This is a genomic window from Polynucleobacter sp. UB-Raua-W9, assembly GCF_018687435.1.
GTDB lineage: Bacteria > Pseudomonadota > Gammaproteobacteria > Burkholderiales > Burkholderiaceae > Polynucleobacter.
Genome location: NZ_CP061290.1, coordinates 473,992 through 491,968, shown reverse-complemented (window position 1 = coordinate 491,968; position 17,977 = coordinate 473,992). Strand labels below are relative to the sequence as shown.

The window sequence follows — 17,977 nt, the reverse complement described above, 5'->3', positions numbered from 1 at the left end:
GTTGCCTAGTAATTAAATTGAAAGGTAATGAATCAGAAATTAATCGAGCTGTGTACCAGCTTTATTTTCTTGTGCACGCTTAGGTGCATCTTTACGACGTTGCTCTAAATCCGCCGCCCTTTGAGCTGCATCTTGTTGCTTCTCGGTAAACTCACGCTGATTATCTGCTCGCTCAGCCGCCTTCTCAGGAGAGGCACGCTCAGCAGCACGCTTAATGTCTTCTTGATCTTTTAAGTTCTTACGTAATTTTCTTTGCACTTCATGCAATGCAACTTCTTGCTGGGTAATGGGATCGATCTCTTTGCGATATTGAGTTCTAGCACTACCTAAGCAATAGTTGACCCAGTAGTTTTGATAGCACTCAGCGGATGCCTTACCCCAGCGGTACTTAGCCCACTCACGCTGCAATTCCAGTTCTTGCTCAATTTTGTCCAGCTGCTCAAGCTCTGCCTCTTCAGCCGGGGTCGCCAAGACTAAGCCACTGAAAGAGCAGACTATTAGAAAAATTCCGAGGAATATTTTTGAGCGCAGAACAAGACTTCTCAAATTTCCACCTTCGCGCCCAATTCAACCAAGCGATTCGCAGGAATCTTAAAGAAGTCTGATTGACGACCCGCATTTTGATACATCCAACAAAACAAACGCTCACGCCACATCGCCATACCTGGAATTTCTGTTGAAACAATAGTGTCACGAGACAAGAAGAATGAGGTACTCATTAAGTCAAACTTCAGACTGGAAGATTTTTCAATCAACCCGATAATCTGACCCATGTCTGGCGTTTCATTAAAACCATAAACTGCGCGCACTACATAGATGCCATTTCCAAGATCGCGCAAGGTAATGCGCTCCTCATCTTTTACGTATGGCACATCCCAAATGCTTACCTTCAAGAAGAAGACTCTTTCATGAAGTACATGGTTGTGCTTCAGGTTATGCATGAAGGAAACTGGGACGTAATCAACGTGCGCCGTTAGAAAAATTGCTGTACCCTCCACACGATGCGGTGGATGCATCATCAGGGCGTCAATAAAGCCTTTGAGTTCAATGCCATTGCTCATTGCATTCTGACGCAATATTTTGCGACCCTGATACCAAGTCATCAAGAACATAAAGCAAACGGCGCCTAAGAGTAATGGGAACCATCCACCCTCCATAATCTTCAGCAGATTTGCAGTCAAGAAAGCAAAGTCAACCACCAAGAAAGCGCTGATGACGAAAGTAACCAGGAAAGTATTCCAACGCCACACTACACGCATCACAATCGCAGCTAAGAAGGTAGTAATGATCATTGTGGTGGTCACAGCAATGCCATAAGCGGCCGCCAAGTTCTCGGATTTCTTGAATGCCAAAACGACAACAATCACCAAGACCAACAAGGCCCAGTTAACCAAGGGCATGTAAATCTGACCGATTTCTCGATCCGAAGTGTGACGCACTTTCATTCGCGGCACAAAGCCAAGCAAAATAGCTTGACTAGTCATTGAAAAAGCGCCTGAGATAACGGCTTGAGAGGCAATGACTGTTGCCAAGGTAGCCAAAATAACCAGTGGGAAAACAAATGCCTCTGGAACCATCAAGAAGAAGGGGTTGCCAATCGTTTCTGGATTACTCAAAAACATAGCGCCTTGGCCAAAGTAATTTAAGAGCAAACTCGGCATGACAATAAAGAACCAACCCATGCGAATGGGCTTCAGCCCAAAGTGACCCATGTCGGCATATAAGGCCTCAGCACCTGTCAATACTAGAAATACAGCACCCAAAACAATGAAGCCTTGCAATGAATGCTCAATCAAAAATCGAATAGCATAAATTGGGTTAACCGCAGCAAAAATAGCGGGATTCTCAATAATTTGATACGCACCCATTAGCCCGATAGTCAGAAACCAGACCATCATGATCGGGCCAAACAGTTTACCCACAACATCGGTGCCTGTTTTCTGAATCACAAAGAGTGCTACCAGAATAAAAATGGTGATTGGCATGACATAGCGGGCCAGATCGGGGGATATCACTTCCAAACCTTCAACTGCAGAAAGCACTGAGATGGCTGGGGTAATGATGGCGTCACCATAAAACATGCAGGCACCAAAGACACCCGCCATAACAATTAGATAAGAGCGCTTTGATCCAGAGGGCGCTGTTCGCAATGCAAGCGCCATCAGCGCCAAGATTCCGCCCTCACCATGATTATTTGCACGCATCACAAACAAAACATATTTTAAGGAAACCACAACGGCAAAAGCCCAGAAGACCATTGAAATAACGCCGTAAACAGCATCAGTGGAAAATGGAATGCCATGCTCCGCACTAAAGCATTCTTTAAGCGCATACAAAGGGCTGGTGCCGATATCGCCAAAGACCACACCAATCGCAGCAAACATCAAGGCTACTGAAGCGCCTTTTTTATGAGGGTGATCACCGCGAGAGATCTCAACGGGCCTTAGCAGGGATGATTCGGAAAACTCAGGATTACTAACCGACATTAATAGACCTTATTGCAATGTTGTGTCGCAATATGTTACTCCTTATGAACCCCTCTTAAATGACGAACTACATCCTCAAAAACCGCTTTTTTATATTCCTTTTGCAGGAATACCTCGACAGAGACCCCCAAAAAATGCTAGAATCTAAGACTCAGACGCGGGGTGGAGCAGTCTGGCAGCTCGTCGGGCTCATAACCCGAAGGTCGTAGGTTCAAATCCTGCCCCCGCAACCAGTAATTCAGTACTAAGCCCTTAATTTTTAAGGGCTTTTTGCTTTTTAGCAGTGCTTATTAGTTCTTAGGGCCGTCAACAGCCTGCAAATAACCCTTGATGTACTGGGCTGGTACAAATAAATCACTACTCACACCAGTTTTTGAAGAGATCGTGACCTGGAATCCCTTATCCAGGTGCTCGCGTAAGAAAATATCGGTCACTTGAATGGCCATCAACTCCTTATAAACACATCCCTGCTGCTCACAAACACCAGCCTCTCGGGACACCACTTTAAAAGTGCTCGCAGGTTTATTGAGCAAATTCGCCGATTCGTAATAACGCCATGGGGAGAAGTAAGTCAATAAAACCAATAGTTCGTATGTTTTTGCGCCCTGCTTAGTTTGCTCAGCTCTGAGACTAAACATTTCATAGGTATTAGCGGCATCCATTGTATTAATCGGAGGGCCTTGATAGATCTTTCCACCATCACTCGGATTAGTGCTAATGATGGTTGAGCGGTAAACATCATTCACTTCCCAAGCACCAACAACTTTGTCGTTGCCCCTACATGCTTGTAAACCAAAACTCACAACGAGTAAAAAAATGATTCTGTACATATCTAAATCCCCTTAAGTCTGGAAATCATACTATCGACCGACTAAAGAGGGATCTAATGTCGCTAGAAAGCCTGCGATAAGCATCTCCATTTTTAGCTTTACTCTATATTAAAGGTTTAATTTAAAACCTTATAACCCCTGCCTCCTAAACAGCGCTTAACAACCGCTTCTTGCGCTTGGTTACCAGTAAATGCCCCACCTGCACCACCAATCACTGCGCCAGCACCAGCAGCCTGAACGATGCCAGTCTTATTGCCGCCTGTAACCAGCCCTAATAAGCCACCAATAACCGCTCCCGCACCTGCGCCTTTTGCAGCAGTCTCACCCATTCCTGACTGCTCTTTGGCATACGTCTGACACTCTTGCAAATCCTTTTCATAAGCAGCTTCATTGACGCCCTTCATATCCACGATTGGACGAACATCAGCGCCCGCACAGCCGACTGCTGCAATAGCAACTAAAGAACATAATGCCAATAGCTTATTCATATTCATCACCTTTCTACTGAATTAACCAGGGGTTTAAGGATCACTCTCTAAACCCCTATGCCATAAACGATTTATATCATGTCGCCAAAATTGAGTTGAAAAATTAGACTTATTTTTAAACGTCCAAATTTGCGCCCCCGTTATAGGGGTTTGATAAAAAGGGATTCTTAAATCGCGATATCTTGCGCTAACCGTGGGATGTGGATGGCCATAGCGATTACGATATCCATTCTGTGCAAACGCTTGATCAGGCTCTAAATTGCTGAGTAAGTCGAGTGACGAAGAGGTTTTGCTTCCATGGTGTGGTGCCATCAAAATTAATTGCTTATCACCAAGCTCTCTCAGTCTTGTCTGATTTAGACGCTCCACTATCTCAGCCTCACCCTGCTTTTCTACATCGCCAGTTAACCAGAAAGAGGAGTTCTGGTTACGCACCTCAAGGACACAACTCATTTCATTTGGTTTTCTAGAATATTGCTTCTCAAAAAGCGTTTCTTCATGTGGATGCCACACCATGAACTCAACGCCATCCCAAATCCAATGCTGCCTAAACCGACAAGGAATGCTGGGAACTTTTCTATCTTGGAGATTTTGTAGTAAAGGATTGTTACGGGGTAATGAGCCCATCATTGAATCAAACTGAATATGCTTTATGAGCGAAGCAGCCCCACCAATATGGTCGCTATCGCTATGACTAATCACCATTCGATCAATTTGATCAATGCCCCTGCCCCGTAAATAAGGCAAGATCACGCGCTGGCCTGCATCATCCTTTTTTCCCTGTATAGGCCCAGTGTCATAGAGTAATTTTCTATTTGCTGTCTCAAGCAACACTGCGGTACCTTGACCAATATCTAAAACAGTTGCCCTGAATTCACCAAAAGCTAAAGAGTGCTTGTGAGCAAAACCAAATTGCGGTACAAATAAAAGAGTCGACAAGGACAACGCTAAAGTGCGTAAGCCCCAGTCGTGAACCACACTTCCGGGACGAATGGCGTAAATAATGCCAACACTAGATAACAGCACGATCCACCACTCGGGTTGCCGCGCCCAAACTACTGACCAGTTCCAGCTAGCCATCCAGCCCAAGGCAATCGCCAAATATTCCATTGCCAAATGAGCGGGCAATAACAGCCACCTACCAATAAATTCTGGTAACAATGCCCCCGCAATTGCTAGAGGAGTAACAACATAACTAACCAAGGGAATAGCAAAAGCATTGGCCAATGGCGAAACTACCGATACTTGATAAAACCAATATAAAGTAAATGGTAGCAAGGCAATAGTAACAACCGCCTGAACTCGGCAAGCTTCACGAAGGGCTTGTATTAAACGATGAGTCCAATGAACCTCGAACTCTTTGCCAGTGGGGATGCCTAACAAACCAGCTGAATCCCCCATGGCGTACAAGATTGCGGCGACTGCGCCAAACGATAACCAAAATCCTGGGGTGTATGGCGCCATTGGATCAACCAGCAAAATAAATGCTAAAGCCCACCACCATATATCGAATGATCTGGGATTTCTGCCAGACCACAGTGCAAATGCAACAACACCAACCATATACATCGTTCTTTGTGCTGGAATCTGAAAACCCGCCAACCAAGCGTAGATAAATGCAGTCACAAATCCAATGCTAGCAGCAACCTTACCAACTGGAATCAATAATGGCAAAGAACGACGCCTCCAAATGAATGCAGCTAAGGATGCCCCAACCCCGGCCAACATGGTGACGTGCAGTCCTGAGATTGAAATCAAATGACCAATACCCGTTGCATTAAATATTCGCCAGTCATCTTGATCAATCGCATTTTGATCACCCATTACCAAGGCAACAATTACCCCAGCATAGCGAGCATCTGTTGGCAACATTACTTGAATCTTGTTGCGTAGATGCCAGCGGGCAAGCTCCATGCGTAACTCAAATTCTGCTAATCCAATATCTTGAGACAGCAAAAGTTCGCCTGACCGCACTGAGCCGCTAGCACCAAAGTCTTGATGAAAGGACCATCGCTCAAAGTCAAATGTATAAGGATTAAGGGATCCGTAAGGTCGTTTGAGCTTTACCTTTAGCCTCCAACGTTGTCCTGGAAAGATCTCAGGGATTTCCTGTGGATCTCTCCAGGCAGGTTGCCAACTTAAATAAATTCGGCGAGGAAGCTGTGCTGCAGAATCATCCACTTCAAATGCAAACTTAGCGCCAAGAAAATTCCCTTGGGGTAATGCTGCTATACGGCCCTCTATGGTTAAGTCTTTACCTTCCATTTCTGACGGAAGGATATTTCCCAATCGATTCTCGGCATAACGTGCATTCCAGGCAAATCCAAGCGTGAGCATCAAAATGATGATTGCTAATTGACGAATTCGGCTCGATGGCAGACTGATATAAATAATGCAAGAGCAGATTGTGCCAAGAAAAAAACTTCCCAACATCCAGTGAGGCGGAATGTTTGGTAAAAAGAAAAGAAGTGACCCCCCGGCGATGAACGCCGTAATTGCAAAGCGCAAGGGTTTAAGAGGCTAGCTTAGAGTGAGGGAAGCCAGCGCAGAGTGCTGACCAACGCGGCAATGCTTGCATGGCATTGCGCCAAACTGCTGAAGCAAACTCAAGCTCATTTATCCCCCGAATAGATGCCAGCTCCCTCGCAATACGAGGCAAAAAAGCAGGTTCATTGAAGGCAATATGCTCTTCTCTCAACCATGCTGGAGGTATATCGGGCGCATCAGTTTCTGTAATGATGCTATCAAGCGGTAATTCAGCCAAGAGCCTTCGTATTTGCAAAGCCCGCCCATAAGTAGCGGCGCCACCAAATCCCAACTTAAAACCTAGCTCAATAAATTGCTCGGCCTGCTGAAAGCTGCCATTAAATGCATGCGCAATCCCACCCGGTATTTTACGACGACGCAGTGCTTTCAAAATAGCATCTTGCGAACGGCGCACATGCAGAATCACTGGTAGTTGAAACTGTTGCGCTAAATCCAATTGCGCATTCAAAAAATATTCTTGCTTATGGGGATCCAAGCCCTCTACAAAATAATCAAGGCCAATCTCACCAACACCAACAAAGCGAGGATCAGAAAGAGATCGGGTAATTGCTTGTTCAAGAATGGCGATATCGCTCTCTTGAGCCTGATTGGTATACAGGGGATGAATACCAAGCGTATAGGCCAACCCCGGAATTTGCTGGCCATATTGATTTGCAAGCTCACGCACTTGCTGGCAATCACCCGCTTTGACTGCAGGCAATAGGATTGCCTGCACATTTTTATCGACAGCAGCCTGAATGACTTCAGTCAAAGTCTTGGCAAACTCAGGCGCATCTAGATGGCAATGGGTGTCAATCCACATGGGATGCGTTACTCCCATGATCATTGCGAAAAAGTCTTTAGTACTCCGCGCTCTAAATGCAAAATACGATCGCAACGTTTAGCGCGCACCGGGTCATGCGTCACGATAACAAAGGCGGTACCCTGATCGCGCGCGATATCTAACATCAAGTCAAATACACCATCAGCAGTTTCAGTATCAAGATTACCCGTTGGCTCATCTGCTAAAACACATGCGGGGTTACCGACCAAAGCTCTGGCTACTGCCACGCGTTGGCGTTCGCCGCCAGACAATTCACCTGGTGTGTGCAACTCACGCGCAGTCAAACCAACCGCCTTCAATATTTTGCTGGCACGATCCATGGATTCATCATTACCCAAACCACGAATACGTAGGGGCAAGGCTACATTCTCAACAGCACTAAATTCATCCAAGAGATGATGGAACTGATAAATAAAACCAAGACTTTGATTACGCAGTTGATCTAACTTTTTGACAGATAACTGCTTTAAATTCGATCCGGCAAGGACTACTGAGCCAGCACTTGGGGTGTCTAAACCACCCAGCAAATGTAGCAAGGTGCTTTTGCCTGAGCCAGATGAGCCCACAATAGCTACCTTCTCTGAAGGTGCGACATCCAAGTCAATTGCCTTAAGAACTTCTACTGCGGTAAGGCCTTGACCATAGGTCTTAGCCAAATCTCTAGCCATGAGAACTACATTACTTTGATTCTTCATAAGCTCATTCATAGCGTAAGGCCTCCGCAGGTTGCACTTTGGCAGCACGACGACTTGGGTAGAGGGTGGCTAGTACGGATAAACCAAAAGCCATGAAGCCCACAGTTAACACGTCATTCAATCTGACATCCGAAGGCAGTTCACTAATAAAGTACACCTCACGCGGCAGAAAGCGCACGCGAAAGACTGCCTCAATGGCAGGGACGATGACATCAATATTCAGCGCGATCAATAAACCCAAGACAACACCAGCTAAAGAACCGAGTATGCCGATTGCCAGACCTTGAATTAAGAATATTCTCTGAATTAATCCGGGGCTCGCGCCCATTGTTCTCAAAATTGCAATATCCGCTTGCTTCTCATTCACAGTCATCACTAATGTAGAGACTAGATTGAATGCCGCCACTGCAATAATCAGAGTCAGAATGATGAACATCATCTTCTTTTCAGTTTGAACCGCAGCAAACCAATTGCGATTAGAGCGTGACCAGTCAGTGACCCATAAGGCTTGAGGTACTACAGCGGCTAGTTGGTTAGCGATCTCAGGTGCGCGCTGCATATCATCTACCTTAACGCGCAAGCCAGATGGATCGCGTAAGCGTAGTAAGGCAGCAGCATCTTTCCAATGCATAATCGCTAGGGAGCTGTCATATTCATAATGCCCGCTATCAACGATACCGACCACCTGTAGCGTGCGCATCCGCGGCATTGCACCAGCCGGCGTTAAGTCACTCTCGGGAACAATTAAATTAATACGGTCACCTACGTGAGCACCAACCAGCGCTGCAAGTTGAGCGCCTAAGGCAACACCAAATCCGCCTGGCTGGAGATCGTTAATACTGCCAGCAACAAATTGTTTTGGTAGATCAGAAACTTTTCCTTCTTCGCTAGGCAGGATGCCTCGAATAGCCACGCCACGCATCACGTTCTCGCGACTGAGTAAACCTTGAGAGCTCACCATTGGCGCAACACCAACGACATGCGACTGCGTAGCAACTTTAAGAGCAAGCGGCTCCCAATTGGCCAACCCTTCTGGCGCAGTAATTTCCACATGAGAGAGGACAGACAGCATACGGTCACGAACCTCCTTCTGGAAACCATTCATGACGGAGAGCACCACGATCAGAGAAGCAACCCCTAGAGCAATGCCGGCGGTTGAGATTCCGGAGATAAAGGATAGAAAACCATCGCGCTTACCCACCGTCTTGCGACGCTTGGATCGGGTGTAGCGCAGGCCAATTTCTAGCTCTATAGGAAGTCTCAACATAGCCACAGTTTAGTGAATTACCAAGGCAAACTGATGGAATACTGAAATGCCACCTAAAATCAGGGGAATGTCTGCAAATCCCACCTCCCCTCAAGGCGCCCAGAGAACCTTACGGCGCTTTACCCTGATGCTATCAGGCGAGGATGCCCTTGACTCCGAGGAAGAGCAGGCAATGGGTGATTGTCCAGTTAAGGGACTCCCGCATGAACGCTATTTATTAGGAAATCTAGTGCCACTGGCACCAGTCTTGCTGTTAGGCCAAACATCCCAAGTGGTAAATCCCTCTGAAGTCATCGCCTGCTTACAGCCCATTCATCTCCATGCTACGCGCGATCACCTTATTTTGATGGGGCAAAACCAGATCGATCTGACGCAAACTGAATCTGCCGAACTTCTAAAAACTGCTCTGCCATATATCGAAGAGGATTTTCAAAATCCGATCCTGTTTCAAGGACAGCACTACTGGTTCATTTCAGCAGGCCCATTTGCAAGTCTGGCAAGCTATAGCGTTGATCAAGCACATGGTCGTAATATTGATTGGTGGATGCCGCGTGATAGCAGCGAGGAGGGTATCGCAAAACGTTGGCGTAAATTACAGAATGAAATTCAGATGCTCTGGCATATCGGCTCTGTTAATGAAGAGCGCCAACAACGCGGCATGCCAAGCATTAACTCCTTGTGGATCAGTGGCATTGGTAAATTGAGTGATGCGCAAGTACCACTGGCAGTTCAACAGTCGCAGCACCTCTATGGATCACACCACCTGCTGGTTGGGTTGGCAAAACTACTCCATACCCCCCATTCAAAAGAATTCAACACCCCCGTAGCAGGATCTTTTGCTTGGTTAGACAACCCTGAGGTGGTATGGCCCACATTGAGTGCCGCACTGATGAAGAAAGAGTTAGATGAAGTCATGATCATTGACTTTCCCAAAGGGAAAACTCGTGAGCGCATCTTCAGAGCCAAACATTTACATAAAAAATCCTGGATGCTCTGGAAAAAAGCAGAGCCCCTCACCTGGAAAGAAATCATTTCCACATGAGTCTATTTTCTCAGCGCCCTTTTTCCGAACGCACTGCCACCTGGTTACAGCAAAGTGGCCTCCATCCGTTGCTTGCAAGACTATATGCAGCACGTGGTCTTCAGACACCCGATGAACTCTCACTCGATTTAAAGCAATTACTCTCGCCAACAGAGCTAAAAAATTGCATCAGCACGGCATCTTTATTAGCAGACATTCTTGAGCGTAAAGAGCCTATGCTCATCGTTGCAGACTATGACTGCGACGGCGCTACCGCTTGTGCTGTTGGATTGCGGGGCTTACGTATGCTGGGTGGCCCTGAGACACCCATTCAGTTTCTGGTTCCCAATCGATTCACTATGGGGTACGGCCTTACCCCTGAAGTGGTGGAGCTTGCTGCTCAACAAAACCCTAAACCCAAATATCTCATTACGGTTGATAACGGCATTGCGAGTGAGGCTGGTGTAGATCGCGCCCGTGAGCTTGGCATGGAAGTGATTGTTACAGATCACCATCTCCCTGGCGACCGAGTTCCCAAGGCAACTGCTATAGTCAATCCCAATCAAGCTGGCTGCAGCTTTCCTAGCAAAGCGCTTGCTGGTGTTGGTGTGATGTTCTACCTACTCGTTGCACTTCGGGCAGAGTTGCGCCAGCGTGGCAAGTTTACAAATGAGACCCAACCTAAAGTAGAAAACTTATTAGACCTCGTTGCTTTAGGAACTGTTGCAGACGTGGCGCAGTTGGATCGCAATAATCGCGTGCTTGTTTCGAATGGCTTAAAACGTATTCGAGCTGGAATTTCTCAGTCCGGTATACAGGCCTTATTTCAAGCGGCAGCACGAGATCCTCGTAAAGCAAACACTTTTGATTTAGGCTTTGCTATTGGCCCGCGCCTCAATGCTGCTGGGCGCCTGGCTGATATGACGCTCGGCATTCGTTTGCTATTAACTGATAGTACAGATGAGGCGATGACGCTTGCTCAAGAGCTCGACCGCATTAATCGTGAACGTCGCGTGATTGAAACAGGTATGCAAGAAGCAGCCCTTGCTCACCTGGCTGAAGATCAGCTGGCAGGAACAATGGCGCAGCGTACGAGCATCTGCCTCTGGAATCCAGAATGGCATCAAGGTGTCGTCGGAATTGTGGCATCTCGCCTGAAAGAACGTTTTAATCGCCCCGCCATTGTTTTTGCTCCTGACGGCAACACTGGCGAAGAGTTGCGCGGCTCCGGCAGATCATTGACGGGCTTTCATTTAAGAGATGCCTTAGATTTAGTTTCTAAGCGTGAGCCAGGACTCATCCTCAAATTTGGCGGCCACGCTATGGCAGCTGGCCTAACGATTCGTAAAAGTGATTTTGAAAAGTTTGATGCCTGCTTTCAGGAGGTCGCTAATAGTCTATTGACGGATGAATTATTGGAGCGTCGTCATACTCACGATGGCACTCTTGAAGTCTCTGAGCTCACCCCTGAAATTGGCGACCTACTTGCAGAAGAAATCTGGGGTCAAGGCTTTCCACAGCCAGTCTTTTATGGGGAATTTGAGATTGCCCAGCAAAGCCTTATGAAAGAAAAGCACTTGCGACTGATGCTCCTTCCGGTTGGGGCAGCCGCTGGTAATAAGCCTATCACTGGCGTTTGGTTCAATCGCACCCAAAGCCTGCCCGCCAAAGCCAAATTGGCTTATCGCCTAGTGACAGATCGCTATCAAGGGCAAGCTCGCGTCCAACTGATGATTGAGGCCCATGACGAGAGTGCCGAGACCTCAAGGTAAAGAGCAATAACCCCCTTATAATCAGGGGATGGAAGCTGAACAACTAAACACTATTTCTAATACCTTGTCCGATCTGCTCACCCGCGAGCAAGCTCTTCGGGGGTATCTTTGACTTCGAAGTAAAGTCGCGTCGCCTTACTGAAGTTAACTCAATCCTTGAGGATCCCACCATTTGGGATGATCAAAAGAAAGCGCAAGCGCTGGGCAAAGAGAAAAAATTGCTCGACGGCGTAGTTGCCACTCTCACAGATTTAAATACCAATATCACCAGTGCTCTTGAGCTATTCGATATGGCTAAAGAAGAAAGTGATTTTGAAACCATTTCTGCCATCGAACAAGACGTGGAAAGTTATAGCAAGGTCATCGGCGATCTAGAGTTCCGTCGCATGTTCCACAATGAGATGGATTCTTGCAATTGCTTTATCGATATTCAAGCAGGTGCCGGTGGTACCGAGGCTTGCGATTGGGCAAGCATGCTTTATCGTCAGTATCTCAAATACTGTGAACGAAAAGGCTATAAAACAGAAATCCTCGAAGAATCTGACGGTGATGTTGCTGGCATTAAGAGTGCAACTATCAAGGTCGACGGTGAGTATGCCTACGGACACCTTCGCTCTGAGACTGGTGTACATCGCTTAGTGCGCAAGTCACCTTTTGACTCCTCCAATGGTCGCCACACTTCGTTTGCATCTATTTATGTATACCCAGAGATTGATGACTCCATTGAGATTGATGTCAATCCTGCTGATATTCGGACAGACACCTACCGCGCCTCTGGTGCCGGCGGTCAGCATATTAATAAGACTGACTCTGCGGTTCGTTTAACCCACCTACCCACAGGTATTGTGGTCCAGTGCCAAAATGACCGTAGTCAACACCGCAACCGTGCGGAAGCCATGACCATGCTCAAGTCACGCCTCTACGAACATGAGATGCAAAAGCGTCGCGCAGAACAAGATAAATTAGAGGCGAGCAAAACGGATGTGGGCTGGGGTCATCAAATCCGTTCTTATGTTTTAGATCAAAGCCGCATTAAAGATTTACGTACTAACGTTGAGATCTCTAATACTCAAAAAGTATTAGACGGAGATCTTGATGCCTTTATTGAAGCCAGCCTGAAGCAAGGCGTTTAATTACTCACGAATATGAACGATAAAACCAACTCAGGCAATACGCCAGTGCCAGCCACCGAAGCGGTTGATGAAAACCACATTATTGCGGAGCGCCGCGAAAAACTCGCTAAGCTGCGCGAAGGCGGCATTGCTTTTCCAAATGACTTTGTTCCAACCCATTTAGCTGCTGATCTTCACGCCCACTTCGATAGCCTCACCAAAGAAGAGCTCGCCGCCAAGAAGGTACATGTCAAGGTTGCGGGCCGAATGGTTCTGAAACGCGTGATGGGTAAAGCGAGCTTTGCAACCATTCAGGATCGTAGCGGTCAGATTCAGTTCTACATTAGCGATGAACTCAGTGGTACTGATACCCATGGCGCCTTTAAGCACTGGGACATGGGCGACTTTATCTCTGCCGAGGGCAATCTGTTCAAGACCAACAAAGGTGAGCTCTCAGTAGAGAGTAGCAACTTACGTCTATTGAGCAAGTCTTTACGTCCTTTACCAGATAAGTTCCATGGCCTCTCAGATCTTGAGACTAAATATCGTCAGCGCTATGTAGACCTCATTGTTAACCCAGAAAGTCGCAATACTTTCAAAGCACGTAGCAATGCAATCGCCTCCTTGCGTCGTCACATGCTCGATGCTGACTTCATGGAGGTTGAAACACCAATGCTCCACCCGATTCCTGGTGGCGCAGCAGCTAAACCCTTTATTACCCATCACAACGCACTCGATATGCAGATGTTCTTGCGTATTGCGCCTGAGCTCTATCTCAAGCGCCTAGTAGTTGGTGGCTTTGAACGCGTCTTCGAAATTAACCGTAACTTCCGTAACGAAGGTGTCAGTCCACGCCACAATCCAGAATTTACGATGATGGAGTTTTATGCGGCCTATACGGATTACCGTTGGCTAATGGACTTCACTGAAGGCTTGATTCGTGCAGCAGCAATGGATGCGCAAGGCACGGCAGTATTGACTCATCAAGGTCGTGAATTGGATTTGAGCAAACCATTCCAACGCCTCACGATTACTGAAGCCATTCTGAAGTATTGTGGCCAATCCGGGAAAAACTATGAAGCAACACAATTAGACGATATCAATTTCATCCGCGCCGAATTGAAAAAAGGTGGCGAAAATCCAGATGCCCCAACACTCAAGAATGCTGGTATCGGTGCTTTGCAATTAGCTTTATTTGAATTGGTTGCTGAAGAACACCTCTGGGAGCCAACTTACATCATTGATTACCCAATCGAAGTAAGTCCACTCGCTAGAGAGTCTGATTCCCGCCCAGGCATTACTGAGCGCTTTGAACTTTTTATTACTGGTCGAGAGATCGCCAACGGTTTCTCAGAGCTCAATGATGCTGAAGACCAAGCTAATCGTTTCCGCAAACAAGTAGAGCAAAAAGAAGCTGGCGACGAAGAAGCAATGTACTTCGATCATGACTTTATCCGCGCACTCGAGTATGGTATGCCTCCAACCGGTGGTTGCGGTATTGGCATCGACCGTTTAGTGATGCTGCTCACAGATGCGCCAAACATTCGTGATGTGATCCTCTTTCCTCATTTGCGTCGAGAAGAAGAGCAATCATTTCCGAAATAAACAAAAGGCACCCTAGGGTGCCTTTTTTATTCGCCAAGATCAAGTGGGATCACTGTTGTTTTTTAAAGAAGGTAACAGTCAGAAGAAGAAATAAAACAGTAAACCAGAATAAAGACCACTCAGGTACTTGTAGCCCCAAAATTGCAGGTAACTTTGCTGAGCAAAGACCGTCTGCTTTAAATAACCAAGGCAATCCTTGCGCTAATTGAAATTGATTAATCCAAGTCTCTAGTGGGTCGATGCCGCAGGATGTTTCCGGGTGAGATAAAAGCCAAACCTGATGGGCAGCCACAGATACGCCATATGCCGCAGACAATGCTGCTAGACCATGAAACAACTTTCTTGAAGGGGCAATGCCAACCGCTAAAAAGCAGGAGATGGCAACTCCAAGATAGCCGACTCTTTGTAAAATACATAAAGGGCATGGCAAGAAACTGACTTCCTGGTACCCCACCTGCTGGAGGATCACTGCGAAAATAACCAGTCCAAGACTGAATAGGGAAATAAATAAGTAGCGTACTGAGCTCATAGGACATCATAGCCTTTTCAATAAACCTGAATTTAGAACGGTACTTATTACCAAAAATTTGATGCATATCACTACTTAGTCCTATTTATGAGGGATTTGCCCAGAAATTGGCCTCCAGGAATGGGATAATCAACGATTCCTTAAAACTGAGTTTTTTCATTACAAGCATTTATGGCCGCATACAACACCGAAACCGTTCTCACCGTTCACCACTGGAACGACACTCTCTTTAGCTTTACCACCACTCGCAATAAGGGTCTGCGCTTTCGTAGCGGTCACTTCTTGATGATTGGTCTTGAGGTTGAAGGCAAGCCTTTAGTCAGAGCGTACAGCGTTGCCAGCCCAAATTATGAAGAACATTTGGAATTCTTGAGTATTAAGGTTCAAGACGGTCCATTGACATCGCGCTTACAAAAAATTCAGGTTGGCGATCCCATTCTTGTCAGCGAGAAGTCTGTTGGCACCCTGGTCATCGACGACTTAAATCCTGGCAAACATCTTTACTTATTTAGCACTGGCACAGGCTTAGCGCCATTCATGAGCATCATTCGTGACCCAGATACTTATGAGAAGTTTGAGAAAGTGGTCTTGATTCATGGCGTACGTTTGGTGAGCGAACTCGCTTATGGTGATTACATTAAAGATGAACTCACTCAAGATGAATATATCGGCGAAATCATTCGTGAAAAACTCATCTACTACCCAACCGTAACGCGTGAGGCATTCAAACATACTGGCCGCCTTACGACTGCTATTGAATCTGGACAACTCTTCAAAGATATAGGCTTACCTCCATTAGATCCAGCTGTAGATAGAGCAATGATCTGCGGGAGCCCCTCTATGCTGAAAGAGACCGCTGAGATGCTGGATGCCAAGGGCTTCAAAGTATCTCCAAGTCTTGGCCAATTAGGCGACTACGTCTTCGAACGTGCTTTTGTTGAGAAATAAGTAGACAATCTCTTTATACCTAAAAGTAATTTAGATATCGCTATATATTCCTTGTAGATATATAGACCCCTTGGTACATTCTCTTTTAACGAGATATTTACCAAGGAAATTCGATGTCCCCCGTCCGCGAGCATTTCAACCCTGTTATCACTCAGCTATTGCGGGAACATGATCGCCTGCCACATGACAAGGTCGCAGAGCGCAAAAGTTTCCAACGTCAAATTCTTTTCCTCATGAACGCCATCAAGCTTGAAGAGTTTGAGCAATCCTTTGCTTAAACCAACCGGAGATAAGTAATGCTGCAATTTTTTCTAGATTCATCTCAATTCATTATTTCTGGAGCACTTGTTGGTCTCTTAGTTGGTATGACTGGTGTTGGTGGCGGCTCTCTGATGACGCCATTGCTCACCATTATTTTTGGTGTGGCTCCAACTACTGCAGTGGGTACTGATTTAGCATTTGCTGCCATTACCAAAGGCTTTGGTACTGTCGCTCATAGGCTCCATGGCAATGTTCGCTGGGATATTGTTCGTCTACTTTGCATTGGAAGTCTAACAACTGCAATTCTCTCCATCCTCACCTTGAAATATGTTGGCCCAGTTTCCAAAAATTTCAATCATTTAATTAGCGTTTCAATCGGGATCTCCGTGTTATTAACTGCCGCATCTTTACTCTTTAGAGTGAAGATTTTGAAGTGGGTACAAGAAAATCCAAACTTCTTACCCAGTGGGACAAATTTGAAGGCCGCAACCATTATTGTTGGAGCCATTATTGGCGTCTTAGTCACCGTATCCTCAATTGGTGCCGGCGCAATTGGTGCAACCTTGATATTAGTGCTCTACCCTCATCTCAAACCCGCGCAAGTTGCTGGCACTGATATTGCTTATGCAGTCCCACTTACAGCACTGGCTGGATTAGGTCATTGGTGGCTAGGCAATGTCCACTTTGACTTACTCTTTGGCTTATTGCTTGGCTCAGTACCAGCAATATGGTTGGGGGCAAAACTCTCAAGCACCCTTTCAGAAAAAGCTACTCGAACCACACTTGCTGGCACTCTATTTCTAGTTGGCATCAAATTAGTTTCATCATGATTGCTCAAGAATTGTGGTCCATCCCACCAAGCTCGCTCACACCAGTAGAGCTTGCTGCAAAGTCCAGCATTCTGAGGCAGCGTTTAGTCGACATCTCTAATCGTTTCTCTGATGTGCGCTTTGCAACTAGCTTGGCTGCAGAAGATATGGTGATCACTGATGCCATTTCTAAAGCCAAGGCGAATATCAAATTATTTACTTTAGCTACTGGCCGTCTTCACCAAGAAACTATTGATATGGTCAGGATTACGGAAGATCATTACGGTGTAGCGATTGAAAAGATCCATCCACAGGATTCCGATGTACAGGCTTTTGTAAGTCAATATGGCATGAATGGATTTTACGACGGCGAAGAGTCTAAGAAGGCTTGTTGTGGCGCCCGCAAGATCAAACCGCTCAATGCAGCATTAGTTGGCGCTGATGCCTGGATTACTGGTCAACGGCGTGAGCAATCAACTACGCGCACTGAACTTAATTTAGAAGAATTAGATGATGCGAGAGGTATTGCCAAGTTCAATCCTTTGTTTGATTGGAGTGAAGCAGATATCTGGGCTTACATTAAACAAGAAAACCTTCCGATTCATCCACTTCATCTCAAGGGCTACCCTAGTATTGGCTGCGAACCGTGTACCCGTCAGGTAAAGAAGGGTGAAGACATCCGCGCAGGTCGCTGGTGGTGGTTACAAAGCGATAGCAAAGAATGTGGCTTACACGTTAATCAATAATCAAATTCATCATTAAAACTTGGTAGAAATAACTTACA

General features: G+C 46.3%; 17 protein-coding genes and 1 tRNA gene. 9 read left to right on the top strand and 9 right to left on the bottom strand.

From position 1 onward, the window contains the following. Nucleotides 1-39: 39 nt before the first annotated feature. Together AOC07_RS02605 and AOC07_RS02600 are read right to left on the bottom strand one after the other, a co-directional pair. On the bottom strand, nt 40-546 hold the full coding sequence (locus AOC07_RS02605; RefSeq protein ID WP_215293848.1) for a hypothetical protein: 507 nt from the start codon (nt 544-546) through the stop codon (nt 40-42). After that, nucleotides 543-2,486: a potassium transporter Kup gene (locus AOC07_RS02600; protein WP_215293847.1), complete on the bottom strand. Its 1,944-nt coding sequence runs from the start codon at nt 2,484-2,486 to the stop codon at nt 543-545. Before AOC07_RS02600 ends, AOC07_RS02605 begins: the two co-directional genes overlap by 4 nt. Nucleotides 2,487-2,642: 156 nt before the next feature. Here AOC07_RS02600 and AOC07_RS02595 point away from each other — a divergent pair. Beyond that, a tRNA-Met gene (locus AOC07_RS02595) sits at nt 2,643-2,719 on the top strand. Nucleotides 2,720-2,776: 57 nt separating this feature from the next. On the opposite strand, the gene AOC07_RS02590 is transcribed toward AOC07_RS02595, so the two are convergent. The 6 genes from AOC07_RS02590 to AOC07_RS02565 form a co-directional block, all read right to left on the bottom strand. Then, nucleotides 2,777-3,316 (bottom strand): hypothetical protein, encoded by a 540-nt coding sequence (locus AOC07_RS02590; RefSeq protein ID WP_215358052.1) that lies wholly within the window; start codon nt 3,314-3,316, stop codon nt 2,777-2,779. 116 nt (nt 3,317-3,432) lie between these two features. After that, nucleotides 3,433-3,804 (bottom strand): glycine zipper family protein, encoded by a 372-nt coding sequence (locus AOC07_RS02585; RefSeq protein WP_215294279.1) that lies wholly within the window; start codon nt 3,802-3,804, stop codon nt 3,433-3,435. A 33-nt stretch (nt 3,805-3,837) separates the two neighbouring features. Beyond that, the gene (locus AOC07_RS02580) at nt 3,838-6,312 is read right to left on the bottom strand and encodes a DNA internalization-related competence protein ComEC/Rec2 (RefSeq protein ID WP_251371711.1); all 2,475 of its coding nucleotides are present in this window, start codon (nt 6,310-6,312) and stop codon (nt 3,838-3,840) included. 4 nt (nt 6,313-6,316) lie between these two features. Beyond that, the gene (locus AOC07_RS02575; protein ID WP_215358051.1) at nt 6,317-7,153 is read right to left on the bottom strand and encodes a TatD family hydrolase; all 837 of its coding nucleotides are present in this window, start codon (nt 7,151-7,153) and stop codon (nt 6,317-6,319) included. Between the two features lie 20 nt (nt 7,154-7,173). Further along, nucleotides 7,174-7,869 (bottom strand): ABC transporter ATP-binding protein, encoded by a 696-nt coding sequence (locus AOC07_RS02570; protein WP_371816725.1) that lies wholly within the window; start codon nt 7,867-7,869, stop codon nt 7,174-7,176. Between the two features lie 4 nt (nt 7,870-7,873). Next, nucleotides 7,874-9,136 (bottom strand): lipoprotein-releasing ABC transporter permease subunit, encoded by a 1,263-nt coding sequence (locus AOC07_RS02565; RefSeq protein WP_215358050.1) that lies wholly within the window; start codon nt 9,134-9,136, stop codon nt 7,874-7,876. 67 nt (nt 9,137-9,203) lie between these two features. On the opposite strand from AOC07_RS02565, the gene AOC07_RS02560 reads away from it, so the two are divergent. The 4 genes from AOC07_RS02560 (at nt 9,204) to lysS (ending at nt 14,646) form a co-directional block, all read left to right on the top strand. After that, nucleotides 9,204-10,178 carry a hypothetical protein gene (locus AOC07_RS02560; protein WP_251371710.1) on the top strand — a complete coding sequence of 325 codons (975 nt, stop codon included), beginning with the start codon at nt 9,204-9,206 and terminating at the stop codon, nt 10,176-10,178. Then, nucleotides 10,175-11,929 carry a single-stranded-DNA-specific exonuclease RecJ gene (recJ, locus tag AOC07_RS02555; protein ID WP_215358048.1) on the top strand — a complete coding sequence of 585 codons (1,755 nt, stop codon included), beginning with the start codon at nt 10,175-10,177 and terminating at the stop codon, nt 11,927-11,929. The genes AOC07_RS02560 and recJ overlap by 4 nt, the downstream gene beginning before the upstream one ends. Before the next feature lie 28 nt (nt 11,930-11,957). Further along, nucleotides 11,958-13,062, top strand: a protein-coding gene (gene prfB, locus AOC07_RS02550; RefSeq protein WP_215293841.1) for a peptide chain release factor 2 whose coding sequence is annotated in 2 segments (ribosomal slippage) — nt 11,958-12,029 and nt 12,031-13,062 — 1,104 coding nt in all. Because the reading frame shifts where the segments join, the coding sequence is not laid out codon by codon here. Between the two features lie 12 nt (nt 13,063-13,074). Then, a complete protein-coding gene (gene lysS / locus AOC07_RS02545) occupies nt 13,075-14,646 on the top strand; it encodes a lysine--tRNA ligase (RefSeq protein ID WP_215358047.1) in 1,572 nt (523 codons plus the stop codon). A gap of 49 nt (nt 14,647-14,695) precedes the next feature. On the opposite strand, the gene AOC07_RS02540 is transcribed toward lysS, so the two are convergent. Further along, nucleotides 14,696-15,175 carry a disulfide bond formation protein B gene (locus tag AOC07_RS02540; protein WP_215358046.1) on the bottom strand — a complete coding sequence of 160 codons (480 nt, stop codon included), beginning with the start codon at nt 15,173-15,175 and terminating at the stop codon, nt 14,696-14,698. A 171-nt stretch (nt 15,176-15,346) separates the two neighbouring features. Here AOC07_RS02540 and AOC07_RS02535 point away from each other — a divergent pair, with 171 nt between their 5' ends. The 4 genes from AOC07_RS02535 (at nt 15,347) to AOC07_RS02520 (ending at nt 17,939) form a co-directional block, all read left to right on the top strand. Continuing rightward, nucleotides 15,347-16,123 carry a ferredoxin--NADP reductase gene (locus AOC07_RS02535; protein ID WP_215293838.1) on the top strand — a complete coding sequence of 259 codons (777 nt, stop codon included), beginning with the start codon at nt 15,347-15,349 and terminating at the stop codon, nt 16,121-16,123. A 113-nt stretch (nt 16,124-16,236) separates the two neighbouring features. Continuing rightward, entirely contained in the window at nt 16,237-16,401 is a 165-nt protein-coding gene (locus tag AOC07_RS02530) for a hypothetical protein (RefSeq protein WP_215294385.1), read from the top strand. Between the two features lie 18 nt (nt 16,402-16,419). Further along, entirely contained in the window at nt 16,420-17,214 is a 795-nt protein-coding gene (locus tag AOC07_RS02525) for a sulfite exporter TauE/SafE family protein (protein WP_215358045.1), read from the top strand. Next, complete coding sequence (locus AOC07_RS02520) at nt 17,211-17,939, top strand: phosphoadenylyl-sulfate reductase (RefSeq protein WP_215358044.1); 729 nt, start codon at nt 17,211-17,213, stop codon at nt 17,937-17,939. Before AOC07_RS02525 ends, AOC07_RS02520 begins: the two co-directional genes overlap by 4 nt. Nucleotides 17,940-17,977 lie beyond the last annotated feature (38 nt).